Source organism: Rhodanobacter ginsenosidimutans (assembly GCF_042655685.1).
Taxonomy (GTDB): domain Bacteria; phylum Pseudomonadota; class Gammaproteobacteria; order Xanthomonadales; family Rhodanobacteraceae; genus Rhodanobacter; species Rhodanobacter ginsenosidimutans.
Map to the genome: position 1 here is coordinate 1063958 of NZ_JBHSMM010000001.1, position 12765 is coordinate 1076722.

Annotated in this window: 14 protein-coding genes; 8 read left to right on the forward strand and 6 right to left on the reverse strand. The window is 66.5% G+C overall.

Annotated features, from left to right (window positions below):
* Positions 1–21: 21 nt before the first annotated feature.
* The 6 genes from ypfJ to ACFPK0_RS04520 all read left to right on the forward strand — a co-directional run bounded on the left by ypfJ (position 22) and on the right by ACFPK0_RS04520 (position 3966).
* The gene (gene ypfJ / locus ACFPK0_RS04495; RefSeq protein ID WP_377338675.1) at positions 22–882 is read left to right on the forward strand and encodes a KPN_02809 family neutral zinc metallopeptidase; all 861 of its coding nucleotides are present in this window, start codon (positions 22–24) and stop codon (positions 880–882) included.
* Between the two features lie 138 nt (positions 883–1020).
* Complete coding sequence (locus ACFPK0_RS04500) at positions 1021–1428, forward strand: ArsR/SmtB family transcription factor (protein ID WP_235578684.1); 408 nt, start codon at positions 1021–1023, stop codon at positions 1426–1428.
* The gene (locus tag ACFPK0_RS04505; protein WP_377338678.1) at positions 1425–1895 is read left to right on the forward strand and encodes an ArsI/CadI family heavy metal resistance metalloenzyme; all 471 of its coding nucleotides are present in this window, start codon (positions 1425–1427) and stop codon (positions 1893–1895) included. Before ACFPK0_RS04500 ends, ACFPK0_RS04505 begins: the two co-directional genes overlap by 4 nt.
* A 1-nt stretch (position 1896) precedes the next feature.
* Positions 1897–2400: an arsenate reductase ArsC gene (locus ACFPK0_RS04510; protein WP_377338680.1), complete on the forward strand. Its 504-nt coding sequence runs from the start codon at positions 1897–1899 to the stop codon at positions 2398–2400.
* Entirely contained in the window at positions 2397–3491 is a 1095-nt protein-coding gene (gene arsB, locus ACFPK0_RS04515) for an ACR3 family arsenite efflux transporter (RefSeq protein WP_377338682.1), read from the forward strand. Before ACFPK0_RS04510 ends, arsB begins: the two co-directional genes overlap by 4 nt.
* Before the next feature lie 88 nt (positions 3492–3579).
* On the forward strand, positions 3580–3966 hold the full coding sequence (locus ACFPK0_RS04520) for a YkgJ family cysteine cluster protein (protein WP_377338684.1): 387 nt from the start codon (positions 3580–3582) through the stop codon (positions 3964–3966).
* 102 nt (positions 3967–4068) lie between these two features.
* Here the strand turns inward: ACFPK0_RS04520 and ACFPK0_RS04525 are convergent, their stop codons facing one another.
* Positions 4069–5937, reverse strand: coding sequence for a DEAD/DEAH box helicase (locus tag ACFPK0_RS04525; RefSeq protein ID WP_377338686.1), 1869 nt, complete (start codon positions 5935–5937; stop codon positions 4069–4071).
* Positions 5938–6092: 155 nt separating this feature from the next.
* On the opposite strand from ACFPK0_RS04525, the gene fghA reads away from it, so the two are divergent.
* A complete protein-coding gene (gene fghA / locus ACFPK0_RS04530; RefSeq protein WP_377338688.1) occupies positions 6093–6935 on the forward strand; it encodes an S-formylglutathione hydrolase in 843 nt (280 codons plus the stop codon).
* Positions 6936–7023: 88 nt separating this feature from the next.
* On the opposite strand, the gene ACFPK0_RS04535 is transcribed toward fghA, so the two are convergent.
* Together ACFPK0_RS04535 and ACFPK0_RS04540 are read right to left on the reverse strand one after the other, a co-directional pair.
* On the reverse strand, positions 7024–8340 hold the full coding sequence (locus ACFPK0_RS04535) for a DEAD/DEAH box helicase (RefSeq protein ID WP_377338691.1): 1317 nt from the start codon (positions 8338–8340) through the stop codon (positions 7024–7026).
* 117 nt (positions 8341–8457) lie between these two features.
* Positions 8458–9138: a class I SAM-dependent methyltransferase gene (locus ACFPK0_RS04540; RefSeq protein ID WP_377338693.1), complete on the reverse strand. Its 681-nt coding sequence runs from the start codon at positions 9136–9138 to the stop codon at positions 8458–8460.
* A 185-nt stretch (positions 9139–9323) separates the two neighbouring features.
* Between ACFPK0_RS04540 and ACFPK0_RS04545 the strand changes: the two genes are divergently transcribed.
* Positions 9324–9809, forward strand: coding sequence for an FKBP-type peptidyl-prolyl cis-trans isomerase (locus ACFPK0_RS04545; RefSeq protein ID WP_056081423.1), 486 nt, complete (start codon positions 9324–9326; stop codon positions 9807–9809).
* A 746-nt stretch (positions 9810–10555) separates the two neighbouring features.
* Here the strand turns inward: ACFPK0_RS04545 and ACFPK0_RS04550 are convergent.
* The 3 genes from ACFPK0_RS04550 to ACFPK0_RS04560 are packed head-to-tail and all read right to left on the reverse strand — an operon-like array spanning position 10556 to position 12666.
* Complete coding sequence (locus ACFPK0_RS04550; protein WP_377338697.1) at positions 10556–10888, reverse strand: hypothetical protein; 333 nt, start codon at positions 10886–10888, stop codon at positions 10556–10558.
* A gap of 30 nt (positions 10889–10918) precedes the next feature.
* Positions 10919–11623, reverse strand: coding sequence for an N-acetylmuramate alpha-1-phosphate uridylyltransferase MurU (gene murU / locus ACFPK0_RS04555; protein WP_056081420.1), 705 nt, complete (start codon positions 11621–11623; stop codon positions 10919–10921).
* The gene (locus ACFPK0_RS04560; protein ID WP_377338699.1) at positions 11620–12666 is read right to left on the reverse strand and encodes an aminoglycoside phosphotransferase family protein; all 1047 of its coding nucleotides are present in this window, start codon (positions 12664–12666) and stop codon (positions 11620–11622) included. Before ACFPK0_RS04560 ends, murU begins: the two co-directional genes overlap by 4 nt.
* Between the last annotated feature and the right edge of the window lie 99 nt (positions 12667–12765).

Here is a 12765-nt window from a genome sequence, read left to right on the forward strand (position 1 = left end):
CATCGCTCAACGAGGTTTCTCATGGATTGGCGCAAAGGCGGCAGCAGCAGCAACATCGAAGTCGGCAGCGGTGGCGGCGGCGGAAGGCGTTTCGGCGGCGGCCGCGGCATGGGCCTGGGCGGGCTGGTGGTGTTGGCCCTGATCGGCTGGATTTTCTTCAAGAACCCGATGGCGCTGCTGGATCAGGGCGGCGCGGCGCTGGACTCGGGCACCCAGAACAGCGTGCCGACCCAGGTGGACCCGGAGCAGCAGGCGTTCGTCAGCGCCATCCTGCATTCCACCGAACAGACCTGGGGCGCGATCTTCCAGGCGCGCGGGGCCAGTTACGTGGAGCCGAAGCTGCACATCTTCAGCGGTGGCGTGAACACGGCCTGCGGCGGTGCCACCACGGCGGTGGGGCCGTTCTATTGCCCGGGCGACCAGAAGGTTTATCTCGACCTGGCCTTTTTCCAGCAGTTGCAGGACGAACTGCAGTCATCCGGCGATTTCGCCCGTGCCTACGTGATCGCGCACGAGGTAGGCCACCACGTGCAGAACCTCACCGGCGTGTTCGCCCGCACCGAGGCTGCCCGTCGCCGCGGTGCGCCGATGGAAGGCGCCAGCGGACTTTCGGTGCGACAGGAACTGCAGGCCGACTGCTACGCGGGCGTGTGGGCCAATCACAGCCAGCAACGCCTGCAGTGGCTGCAGCCGGGCGACATCGAGGAGGCGCTGAACGCCGCCAGCCACATCGGCGACGACACCTTGCAGCAACAGGCGCAGGGACGCGTGCGGCCGGACACCTTCACCCACGGCACCTCGGCGCAGCGCGTGCACTGGTTCAAGACCGGCTTCGACAGCGGCGACATGGACCAGTGCGACACGTTTGCCGGCGCGCTCTGAACATCGGCGACATCCCTGTAGGAGCGGCTTCAGCCGCGATGCCTTTCGCCTCCGCATTCCAAAAGCATCGCGACTGAAGTCGCCCCCAGGTAGCTAGGGCCCGCCCGCGGGCGATGCTCCTGCTTCTGCAAATCGCGAATGCCGACCTTTCGGTTTTTCGGCGGGCGCTTGACGGCTTTTTATTATTTCTATAATTTTAGAAATATGAAACCAAAAGAAGCTCTCGCCTGTCTCGCGGCGCTCGCGCAGGAACATCGCCTGAACCTGTTCCGCCTGCTGGTGGAGGCGGGCGATGAAGGTCTTTCGGTGGGCGAGCTGGCCGCCGCAACCGGCCTGGCCGGCGCGACCCTGACCAGTCATCTGCACGTATTGCGTCGTGCCGGCATGGTCAGCGACGAGCGCCGTGGTCGCGTCATCCAGTGCCGCGCGCGCTACACGCAGATGAACAGCCTGCTCGGCTTCCTCACCAAAAACTGTTGCGCGGGCTCGGCGGCGGCCGATGGCTGCACGACGGTGGCATGCAAACCTCCACGGAAAAAACCATGAAACGCTTCCATGTGCATCTCAACGTCGCGCGGCTGGACGACAGCATCCGCTTCTACACCACGCTGTTCGGCGCGGCTCCGGACGTGATCCGGCCCGATTACGCCAAATGGATGCTGGACGATCCGCGCGTCAACTTCGCGATCTCGCAACGCGGCCGCCAGCCCGGCGTCGATCACCTGGGTCTGCAAGCGGGCGATCCCGCCGACCTGGCTGCCATCGGCGCACGCCTGCAGGCAGCCGACGCGGTGGCGCTGGCGGAACAGGGCACCACCTGCTGCTACGCCCACTCCGACAAGTTCTGGGCCGAGGATCCGCAGGGCGTGCGCTGGGAAAGCTTCCACACACACGGTGAGGCCACCACTTACACCGGCGCGCCGAACGAAGCGGGCGTCGCGTGTTGTGGGCCGGCGACCACGAAACGCACCGCATCCGGGTGCGGCCCGAATGCGGGCACGGGTTGCTGCTGAGATGGTCGTGCGTCCACCGATCAAGGTGCTGTTCCTCTGCACCGGCAATTCCGCCCGCAGCGTGATGGCCGAGGCCTTGCTCAATGTGCTGGGTGAGGGCCGCTTCCAGGCATTCAGCGCCGGCAGTTTTCCCAGTGGCGCGGTGCAGCCGATCGCGGCGGAGCTGGCGCGCGCGTTCGACTACGCCGCGCCATTGCGCAGCAAATCCTGGGACGAGTTTGCCGGGCCGCATGCGCCGGCGATCGATATCGTGATCACCGTTTGCGACAACGCGGCCGGCGAGGTGTGCCCGATCTGGCCCGGCCAGCCGGTGAGCGCGCATTGGGGCGTGCCCGATCCGGCAGGCGTGCAAGGCTCCGACGCGCAGCGCCGGAGCGCATTCCAGTCGGCCTGGGCGATGCTGCGCCAGCGTATCGAGCAGTTGCTGGCGCTGCCGCTGGAAACGCTCGATCGCACGGCGTTGCAGCAGGCGTTGCGTGACATCGGCAAGGTGGAATCCGCGTGAGCGACGCGGTGCTCGCCGCGCCTGCGCCGATCGGCCGCTTCGCCCGTTACCTCAGCCTATGGGTCGGGTTGTGCATCGTGGTCGGCATTGCGCTTGGGCACGGGTTGCCCGGGGTGTTCGCGGCCCTGGCGCGTGCGGAAATCCAGCACATCAACCTGCCGGTGGCCGGGCTGGTGTGGTTGATGATCGTGCCGATGCTGCTCAAGGTCGATTTTGCGCAACTGGCGGGCGTGCGCCATCAGGTGCGCGGCATCGGCGTCACCTTGCTGGTGAACTGGGCGATCAAGCCGTTTTCGATGGCGTTGCTGGGCTGGCTGTTCGTGCGGCATGTGTTTGCCGGTTGGCTGCCGCTCGATCAGCATGATTCGTACATCGCCGGGTTGATCCTGCTGGCGGCAGCGCCATGCACGGCGATGGTTTTCGTGTGGTCGCGGCTGTGTGGCGGCGAGCCGAATTTCACGCTGGCGCAGGTGGCGCTCAACGACACCATCATGGTGGTCGCGTTTGCGCCGATCGTGGCGCTGCTGCTGGGTGTGGCCTCGATCCATGTGCCGTGGGGCACGCTGCTGCTGTCGGTGTTGCTGTACATCGTGCTGCCGGTGGTGGTGGCGCAGTCGTGGCGCGCCAGCCTGTTGCGCCGCGGCGGGCACGCGGCCCTGGAGGCGACGCTGAAACGCATGGATCCGCTGTCGACCATCGCCCTGCTCGCCACGCTGGTGTTGCTGTTCGGCTTCCAGGGCGAGGCGATCCTGGCGCAGCCGCTAATCATCGCCATGCTCGCCGTGCCGATCATCATCCAGGTCTATCTCAACGCCGGTATCGCCTACGGCCTCAGCCGCTGGCTGAAGGTGCCGCACTGCGTCGCCGGGCCGGCTGCGCTCATCGGGGCCAGCAATTTCTTCGAGCTGGCCGTCGCCGCCGCCATCAGCGTGTTCGGCCTGCGCTCCGGCGCCGCGCTGGCGACGGTGGTGGGGGTGCTGGTCGAAGTGCCGGTGATGCTGTCGGTGGTGCGCATCGTGAACCGGACGGAAGGCTGGTTCGCCGGTGCGGGGTCGTTTGCGGCGACAGGAAGCGACCGCAATCGCGCCTGACCCGGCTTGCATGGATCCCCTGTCACGCGAACGCGGCACGTTCTAGAATGCGCCGCTGCGCGCCTCGGGGTGCGCCCTGGTTCGTTCGATGGATCATCCCTGCCTGCGTTGTGGCGCCTGCTGCGCGCATTTCCGCGTGGCGTTTCACTGGTCGGAAGCCGAGCCGTTCCTCGGTGGCGTGGTACCGGCCGAACTCACCGAAAAACTCGATCCGCACCGGTTGGCCATGCGCGGCACCTATACCGCGGCGCCGCGCTGCACCGCATTGCAGGGCACGGTGGGCGAGGCGGCGCATTGCAGCATCTACCCGCAACGACCATCGGTGTGTCGCGAGGTGGTGCCGTCGTGGGAATTCGGTGCGGTCAGCCCGCAATGCGACAAGGCAAGACTTGCGCACGGGTTGGCGGTGCTGACGCCGCAGGACTGGCTGGACCCGTCTACGGCGGACACGCCGCCGTTGCCGCAAAGCGCCTGAAGCCTGATGGACCTGTGGGAGCGACTTCAGTCGCGATGCTCTTGCCCTGAAGCTCCAAGGCAAAAGCATCGCGGCTGAAGCCGCTCCCACAAAGTGGGCGGCTTACCGCCGATGCGGCGGCTTGCCGCCGGGCTTGAAGCCACCGGGTTTCTTGTAGCCGCCAGACTTGCGCACCGCCGGCGCGTTGCTGGATGCGGTGTCGTTGCCGTCCCATTCGTGGATGCGCAGTTGCTGCTGCACCACCCACACCTTCTTCAGGTGATCGAACACTTCCGGCGGCATGCCGTCGGGCAGGTCGATCAGGCTGTAGTGGTCGCGGATGCTGAGGCGGCCGATGTACTGGCTGTCCAGGCCGGCTTCGTTGGCGATCGCACCGATGATGTTGCCCGGTTTCACGCCGTGTTCGTGGCCCACCTCGATGCGGTAGGTGCGCTTGCCCTGCTCGGTGGCGTGGGCGCGCACGGGGCGCTGGCCGAATTCGCGCGGTGCCTGCTCCTGTCCGGCGCGATCGTGTGCGGCGCGCTCGTGCAGGTGCGGCTTGTGCTCGCGCGGTGCGCGGGTGTCGCTGCGTTCACGCGAGGTGCGATCGCTGCGCTCGCGCGTGGCCGGCTCGTACTTCTCGCGCTTCGGCGGCGGTGCCAGCAGCAGCGGCTGGTCGCCTTGCGCGATGCGCGCCAGCGCGGCGGCGATCTCGATCGCGGGTACGTTGTATTCCTGCTCGTACTGCTCGATCAGTTTCTGGAAATCGCCCAGCTCGCCCACGGCCAGGGTATCGCTGATGCGCTGCTTGAACTTGCCGATGCGCACGTCGTTGACCACTTCCACCGACGGCAACTGCATCTGCTCAATCGGCTGGCGCGTGGCGCGCTCGATCGCGTGCAGCATGCCGCGCTCGCGCGGGCTGACGAAAAGGATCGCCTCGCCGTTGCGCCCGGCGCGACCGGTACGGCCGATGCGGTGCACATAGCTCTCGGTGTCGTACGGGATGTCGTAGTTCAGCACGTGGCTGATGCGCTCCACGTCGAGGCCGCGGGCGGCCACGTCGGTGGCTACCAGGATGTCGAGCTTGCCGTCCTTCAGCTGCTGGATCACCCGCTCGCGCTGCGCCTGGGCTATGTCGCCGTTGATCGCGGCAGCGGCCAGGCCGCGCGCCTGCAGCTTGCCGGCCAGCTCATCGGTGGCCTGCTTGGTGCGCGCGAAGATGATCATCGCGTCGAACGGCTCGGCCTCCAGGATGCGGGTCATCGCATCGAGCTTGTGCATGCCGCTGACAAACCAGTAGCGCTGGTGGATGTTGGCCGCGGTGGTGGTGGAGGACTTGATGATGACCTCGACCGGATCCTTCAGATGGCGCTGGGCGATCTTGCGGATCACCGTGGGCATGGTGGCCGAGAACAGCGCCACCTGGCGCTCGGGCGGCGTGGCCTGCAGCACTTTCTCGACGTCGTCGATGAAGCCCATGCGCAGCATTTCGTCGGCTTCGTCGAGCACCAGGAAACGCAGCTCGGAGAGATCGAGCGTGCCCTTGTCCAGGTGATCGATCACGCGCCCGGGCGTACCCACCACCACGTGCACGCCGCGCTTGAGCGCGTGCAATTGCGGGCCGTAGCTCTGGCCGCCGTAGATCGGCAGCACCTGGAAACCGGGGATGTGCGCGGCGTAGCGCTGGAACGCTTCAGCCACCTGGATGGCCAGCTCGCGCGTGGGCGCCAGCACCAGCGCCTGTGGCTTGCCGGCGCGCGGGGTGATACGCGACAGGATCGGCAGCGCGAACGCGGCGGTCTTGCCGGTGCCGGTCTGCGCCTGGCCCAGCACGTCGCGGCCTTCCAGCAGCGGCGGGATGGTGGCGGCCTGGATCGGCGAGGGCGATTCATAGCCGACATCGGCCAGCACGCGCAGAACATCGGGATGCAGCGCAAGTGCGCCGAAGCCGGACGGAACCGGGGCGTTGTCGGAAACGGGGGATGACATGGGGGGTACCTCAAAACAGAAAGCAGCGTCGGAGAGGCGGCGCGCAAGCCGGCCATTCTATCAGGCCTGCTGGCGCCGCGTTACGGGCGCGGGCTGAACGGGTGCTTCAGCCACGCGCGGATATGCTCGGCACATCGGGACCCACAGGAATCACGATGAGCACGCTTGAAACAATGTCCCGCCACCGCTGTCACGGCGGTGTGCAGGGGTTTTATCGCCACGCCTCGACGGCTTGCGCCGGACCGATGCGTTTCGCGCTGTACCAGCCGCCGCAGGCCGAATATCGGCCTTGCCCGGTGCTGTATTTCCTGGCCGGGCTCACCTGCACCGAGGAAACCGCCGCCATCAAGGCCGGCGCGCAGCGGTTGGCCGCGGAGCTGGGGCTGATCCTGGTGATGCCCGACACCAGCCCGCGCGACACCGGTTTCGACGGCGCCACCGGCGACTGGGAATTCGGCGAAGGCGCAGGTTTCTATGTCGATGCCACGGAGGCGCCGTGGTCAGCGCGCTTCCGCATGCACAGCTACGTGGTCGATGAACTGCCCGCGTTGATCGCCGCCAACTTCCCCGCCGATACCGCGCGAAGCGGCATTTGCGGCCATTCCATGGGCGGTCACGGCGCGCTGACCATCGCGCTGAAACATCCCGGGCGTTACCGCTCGGTTTCCGCCTTCGCGCCCATCGTGGCACCCAGCCAGGTGCCATGGGGACGCAAGGCGTTGCCGCGCTACCTGGGTGAAAACCCGGAAGCCTGGGCCGGTTACGACGCCTGCGAACTGGTGCGGCGGCAAACCTTTCCCGGCACGATCCTTATCGATCAGGGCGAGGCGGATACGTTCCTGGAAGCCCAGCTGAAACCCGAGCTGTTCGACCAGGCCTGCGCCGAAGCCGGCCAGCCGCTGCTGCTGCGCCGGCATGTCGGCTACGACCACAGCTATTGGTTCATCAGCAGCTTCATCGACGATCACCTGCGCCATCACGCGGAGGCGTTGGGTTAGCCAACCAATGTAGGAGCGGCTTCAGCCGCGACGCTCTCCGGTTCGATGGAAGGGCGGTCGCGGCTGAAGCCGCTCCTACAAATTACGGTCAAGCCTTGGCAGCAGGCCGATGGCTGGAGCGACGACGCTGGTTGCCGGCGGCGTGATCGCCACGGCCTTGTGCGGCGTAGCCGTTCGGGCGGGCCGAGCCGGAGGGCTTGCCCTGGCGCGGCTGGCGCTGACCGCCGCCACCCTGCTTCGGACGCGGCGCGCCGGCATCGACGCGCAGCGGCGCGGACGGCTCGAAACCGGTCACCGCGGTGATCGCGATCTCCTGCTTCAGCAGCTTGCGGATGTCGTACAGCAGGCCGCTCTCGTCATGGCTGACCAGCGACAGCGCCAGGCCTTCCATGCCGGCGCGGCCGGTGCGGCCGATACGGTGCACGTAATCCTCGGCCACCGAGGGCAGGTCGAAGTTGATCACGATCGGCAACTGCTCGATGTCGATGCCGCGGGCGGCGATGTCGGTGGCCACCAGTACGGTGACGCGGCCGCTCTTGAAATCGCTGAGCGCGCGGGTGCGGGCGTTCTGGCTCTTGTTGCCGTGGATCGCGGCGCTGCGCAGGCCCGAGGCGTTGAGGTACGTCACCAGCTTGTCGGCGCCATGCTTGGTGCGGCTGAACACCAGGGTCTGGCGGCGGCTGTCCTGCGACAGCACGTGCAGCAGCAGGTCGCGCTTGCGCGCGGCGTCGACCGGATGCACCTGATGGCTGACCAGGGTGGTGACGGTGTTCGGCGCGGAGACCGAGATCTCCTTCGGGTTGTGCATGAACTCCATCGCCAGCGTCTTGATCGCCGGCGCGAAGGTGGCCGAGAACAGCAGCGTCTGGCGGCGCTTCGGCACCGACTGCAGGATACGCTTCAGGGCCGGCAGGAAGCCCATGTCCAGCATGCGGTCGGCTTCATCCAGCACCAGCGTTTCCACCGCGGACAGGTCCAGCGTGCGCTGCTGCATGTGGTCCATCAATCGACCGGGGGTGGCAATGACGACGTCCACGCCACGACGCAGCGCGTTGATCTGCGGGCCCATGCTGACGCCGCCGAAAATGGTGGTGGCGCTGACCTGGATGTGCTTGCCGTAGCTGCGCATGTTGTCGTGGATCTGCGCGGCCAGCTCGCGGGTGGGGGTGAGGATCAGCGCGCGCGGACGGCGCGTCATGGTCTGCCCGCTGGTGGAAAGCTTCTGCAGCAACGGCAGCGCGAACGCGGCGGTCTTGCCGGTGCCGGTCTGGGCGGCGGCGAGCAAGTCGTGGCCTTCCAGCGCGGCGGGAATGGCGGCGGCCTGGATCGGGGTAGCCTGCGTGTAGCCGTATTCGGCAAGCGCACGCAACAACGCGGGCGCAAGGCCCAGCGAATCAAAAGACATGTAACACTCCTGAGCAACCCGGAGTGTTCATACCGTGTTGCAGACTAAGGGGGAAAGGGCGGCAATGCCGCAGCAATCAGGGGGACTGCGCCGCCGAGTATAACGGGTCGAGGCCGCTCACGCGCGTTTTTGTTCCGTATCGTGAAATCGGGCCACCAGGAGATAGCTGTTGTACGGCGTGCGACCGCGCAGGGAACCCACCTGCACGTCGAGGCCGGCCTGGCGCAGCGGCGTGCACAGTTCCTGCGCATCCGGGTAGTGCTGCGCGCCACCGGGAATCCAGCCCGACACCCGCAGGAAGAATTCCTCCACCCGGGTGGCGTGGAAACGCCAGTTGGGTTCGCGCAGGACATTGCGGATCACCAGCGTGCCCGCCGGTGCCAGATGCGCGATGGCCACCTGCAACAACGCCTGCTGCTGCGCGGCGCCCAGGTAGTGCAGCACGTCCAGCAGCGCCACGTGGCCATGCACCGGTGGCAGCGTGGCGGCATCGGCGCAGCGCAGGTCCATCTGATCGCCAAGCCCTGCAGCCGCAGCGGCTTCGCGTGCCGCGGTGATCTTGCGCGGGTCGTGGTCGACGCCGATGTAAGGCGCCCGTATCCCCGTGGCGTGCAGGTATTGGCCCAGCAGGCCGATGCCGCAACCGATGTCGAGCAGCGGCAGCGACGAGCCGCGCAACAGAGGGTCCACGGCGCCGTAGGCCGGATCGCAGGCGAGTTTCCAGCGCGCATACCATTGGTGGCCGCGGTGGACGTAATGGTGGGCGGTGTCGTTTCGCTGTGCGCGATCGAGCGCCATGCCTGTCTCCATTGCAGTGGGGGAAGCGCCGCCATTTACCAGTTACGGCAGACACTGCGCCTTGCAATGTCCGGCTGCGGCGTGACGGGCGGATGATGGCCGGCGGCGGCGAGGTGCCCCGTAGGGTCCCGGCGAGCCAAGGGTAAGCTAGAATCCGTCGTTTGTTCCCATCGACGAGACAGGCAATGAAGGCTGGCAAGGACAAGGTCATCGCATTCCACTACACCCTCACGGTGAACGGCGAAGCGGTGGAAAGCTCGCGCGATCGCGATCAGCAGCTGTGGATTTTGCTGGGCCACGGCCAGCTGATTCCGGGGCTGGAAACAGCACTGGAAGGCCACGAAGCCGGCGAGACGCTGGCGGTCGACGTGTCACCGGAGGAAGGCTACGGTGTGCGCCAGGAAGGCCAGGTCCAGCGCCTGTCGAAGAAGTACGTGCCGCAGGCCAACCGCCTCAAGCCCGGCGACGTCACCGTGCTGCGGATGAAGGAAGGCGGCCAGCGGGCGGTCACCGTGCACAAGGTGGGCATGAGCACCATCGATGTGGACATGAACCACCCGATGGCCGGCCAGACGCTGCATTTCGACGTGAGCATCAGCGAAGTGCGCGAGCCGACCGAAGACGAGCTGAAGCACGGGCACGCCCATGCGCCGGATGCTGCGGCACACTGAGTCTGCGCTTCTGATGAAACAAAAACGGCACCTCGCGGTGCCGTTTTTGTTTTGCGGTTGCCGAACGGGCGGCGGTCCGTCGGTCCTTGTGGAAGCGGCTTTGGCCGCGATGCTCTTGTTCTTTGGCTTTCTGTAGGAGCGACTTCAGTCGCGACGCCTTTGCTCTTGGATGTGGCCTCCGAGGAAGAGCTTTCGTCTGCCTACGGCAGCCGAGTTACTTTCTCTTTGCGTGGCCAAAGAGAAAGTAACCAAAGAGAAAGGCCACCCCGCTTGGCGCTTGCCGGGCTCCTGCCCGGCAAGTCCGTGAGTCGGGGTCGGGCTTTTCGACAGCACATCCATGTGCTGGCGAAAAGGCATCGGCATCCTGCCGATGCCCCCTTCGGGGCCTTGTCGCCCCCGCCTCACCGCCGCACAGGGGCCCGGGTAGAGCGACGGGCCATCCTGGCCCGTACTCGGGATGAAGCCAGAGCAAAGGCAACGGCGAAAGCAGAAGCAGAGGTGAAGCTGCTCACCTCAGCCGTTCTCCCTGAGCGTAGGCCGAAGGCCGGAGTCGAAGGGGCCGCTCGACTTCACCCTTCGACTCCGCCGCTGCGCGGCTACGCTCAGGGCGATCGGACGGTGAGGAAAAAAGCAGAGCTTCATGCGGCGACGCTCTCGCAGCGGCGCAGCCGCTGCGCACCGAGTGCGCGCCACGATGGCGCGCTGCTCTACCCGGGGCCCCTCTGAAGCGGCGGGCGGGCGAAGGATCAGCCCGAAGGGTGGCCGGCATGGATGCCGGCCAGTTTGGCGTCAGGGCAGGCGACGGCATGGATGCTGGAGTTGAGGCAATGCAGGATGCAATTGCCCGATGCCCTGTCGACAAACCCCGTAGCCCGCACGCGGACCTTGCGGACAGGATGTCCGCAAGGCGCGTAAGCGGGGTGCTCTTTCTCTTTGGTTACTTTCTCTTTGAGCACGCAAAGAGAAAGTGACTCGAGCGCCGCAGGCGATCGAAAGCTCTTTGCTCTAAACCACACCAAATCAAAAAGCATCGCGACTGAAGTCGCTCCCACAAATGCGCAAAGCAACATCAAAAGCATCGCGCACAGGGTGCGCTCCTACGCGGCGAGTTAGGTTTGCCTGGAGTCCAAGGTCTGCCCCAATTCCTGCAGTCGCTGCGGCGTGCCCACGTCAGTCCAGGTACCCCGAAAATGCGTACCGCTGACCGCAGCATCGGCCATCGCTGCGCGCAACAGCGGGGCCAGCTTGAAGCGAGTTGGTTGGGTATCCGTCGCCTCCACCACATCACGCCAGTTGTTCAACAGCTGCGGGCGGTAGACGCCGATGCCGCTGAAGGTCAGCCGCGCCGTGCCTGTGTCGTGCACCAACCCATGCGCATCCAGCGCGAAATCGCCGTCGGGATGATGGGGCGGGTTGTCGACCAGCAACAGGTGGGCGAGGCCGGTCGGTTCAAGCGGCAAGGTAGTGAAGTCGGCGTCGGTCCAGATGTCGCCACTGATGGCGATGAAGGGTGCATCGCCAAGCAGCGACAGCGCATTGAGCATGCCGCCGCCGGTTTCCAGCGGCTCCGCGCCTTCGTAGGCATAGCGGATGCGCAGGCCCCAGCGCGAACCGTCGCCCAGCGCGTCGGGGAATTGTTCGGCCAGGTGCGAGGTGTTGATCACCACGTAGTTCACGCCGGCGGCGGCCAGCTTTTCCAGGTGCCAGACGATCAGCGGTTTGCCGCCCACCGGCAGCAACGGCTTGGGCGTGGTGTCGGTCAACGGCCGCATGCGTTCACCGCGGCCGGCGGCGAAGATCAGTGCATGCCTCATGCGGTCGTCACCTGGCGCAGGTCGCGCGTTCCCACGCAGCGCTGCAGCAGCGCTGCGAAGTCGGCCAGCTCGGGGTAACGCGCGGCGACGTCGATGACGTAGTCGTATACGCGCGGCAGGTCATCGAGGTAGCCGGGTTTGTTGTCGCGATAGCAGAGGCGGCAGAAGATGCCGAGCACCTTGATGTGGCGCTGCAGGCCGGTCAGGTCGAACCAGCGCAGGAACTGGCCGCGGTCCACCGAGCCGTCGATCAACTGGGCGGTTTGCAGGTGCAGACGATAGCCGTCCGCCCACGCTTCCACCCGCTGGCGATCCCACGCGATATAGCAGTCGCGCAGCAGCGAGGCGAGGTCGTAGGTGATCGGGCCGATCAGCGCGCCCTGGTAATCGATGATGCCGGGGTTGGGCAATCGCGTGGCGATGTTCTGCGGCTGGTCGTGCGGCACGATCAGCAGGTTGCGGCTGTGGTAATCGCGATGCACGAAGCCTTGCGGCTGCGCCAGCGCGTTGTGCAGCAGCGTGGTGAAGCCCGCTTCCAGCACGTCCCATTCCGCACAGGTCGGGGTGTGGCCCAGGTGCCGGCGCAGAAACCATTCGGGCATGATTTCCAGCTCGCGCAGCAGGAAGTCGCGGGTGTAGCGCTGCATGCCCGCGGTATCCACGTCGCGCTGCATGTGCAGCAGCGCGCGCAACGCGTCGCCGTACAGGGCGTCCACAGTGGCGTCGTTCAACGCAGGCAGGTACAGCTGTGAGCCCAGGTCCTCGATCAGCAGGAAACCCTGCTGCAGATCCTGCGCGCGTACCGTCGGCACATGCAGGCCGGCAGCGGCCAGGCGGGTGCCGATGGCCAGCCACGGCGCGGGGTCTTCCAGCGCCGGCGGCGAATCCATCACGATCCAGCTCTGCCCCGCATGGCGGGTTCGCCAATAGCTGCGGAAGCTGGCGTCGGCGGAGGCGGGCTCCAGCGTCAGCCCGGGGTCGGCGAGTGCCTCGCGGGTCCAGGCGAGGCGGCTGGCGGCGCGGTCCGGAAGGCCGGAGCTCATCGCGCGAGATCGGATTGAAGGTGGGTGCGCAAGGGTTACTCCGGAGAAGAGGGCAGCGGACGATTCTTGTCGATCCGTCGACCGTCCGCTACCCATCTC

Bases quoted from the DNA above. Each gene is read 5' to 3' on its own strand.
- ypfJ (WP_377338675.1), top strand. From the start codon at position 22: ATGGATTGGCGCAAAGGCGGCAGCAGCAGCAACATCGAAGTCGGCAGC.
- fghA (WP_377338688.1), top strand. From the start codon at position 6,093: ATGAGCACGCTTGAAACAATGTCCCGCCACCGCTGTCACGGCGGTGTG.
- ACFPK0_RS04560 (WP_377338699.1), bottom strand. From the start codon at position 12,666: ATGAGCTCCGGCCTTCCGGACCGCGCCGCCAGCCGCCTCGCCTGGACC.
- ACFPK0_RS04550 (WP_377338697.1), bottom strand. From the start codon at position 10,888: ATGCTTTTGATGTTGCTTTGCGCATTTGTGGGAGCGACTTCAGTCGCG.
- ACFPK0_RS04540 (WP_377338693.1), bottom strand. From the start codon at position 9,138: ATGGCGCTCGATCGCGCACAGCGAAACGACACCGCCCACCATTACGTC.
- ACFPK0_RS04510 (WP_377338680.1), top strand. From the start codon at position 1,897: ATGGTCGTGCGTCCACCGATCAAGGTGCTGTTCCTCTGCACCGGCAAT.
- murU (WP_056081420.1), bottom strand. From the start codon at position 11,623: ATGAGGCATGCACTGATCTTCGCCGCCGGCCGCGGTGAACGCATGCGG.
- ACFPK0_RS04505 (WP_377338678.1), top strand. From the start codon at position 1,425: ATGAAACGCTTCCATGTGCATCTCAACGTCGCGCGGCTGGACGACAGC.
- ACFPK0_RS04520 (WP_377338684.1), top strand. From the start codon at position 3,580: ATGGATCATCCCTGCCTGCGTTGTGGCGCCTGCTGCGCGCATTTCCGC.
- ACFPK0_RS04535 (WP_377338691.1), bottom strand. From the start codon at position 8,340: ATGTCTTTTGATTCGCTGGGCCTTGCGCCCGCGTTGTTGCGTGCGCTT.
- ACFPK0_RS04500 (WP_235578684.1), top strand. From the start codon at position 1,021: ATGCCGACCTTTCGGTTTTTCGGCGGGCGCTTGACGGCTTTTTATTAT.
- ACFPK0_RS04545 (WP_056081423.1), top strand. From the start codon at position 9,324: ATGAAGGCTGGCAAGGACAAGGTCATCGCATTCCACTACACCCTCACG.
- ACFPK0_RS04525 (WP_377338686.1), bottom strand. From the start codon at position 5,937: ATGTCATCCCCCGTTTCCGACAACGCCCCGGTTCCGTCCGGCTTCGGC.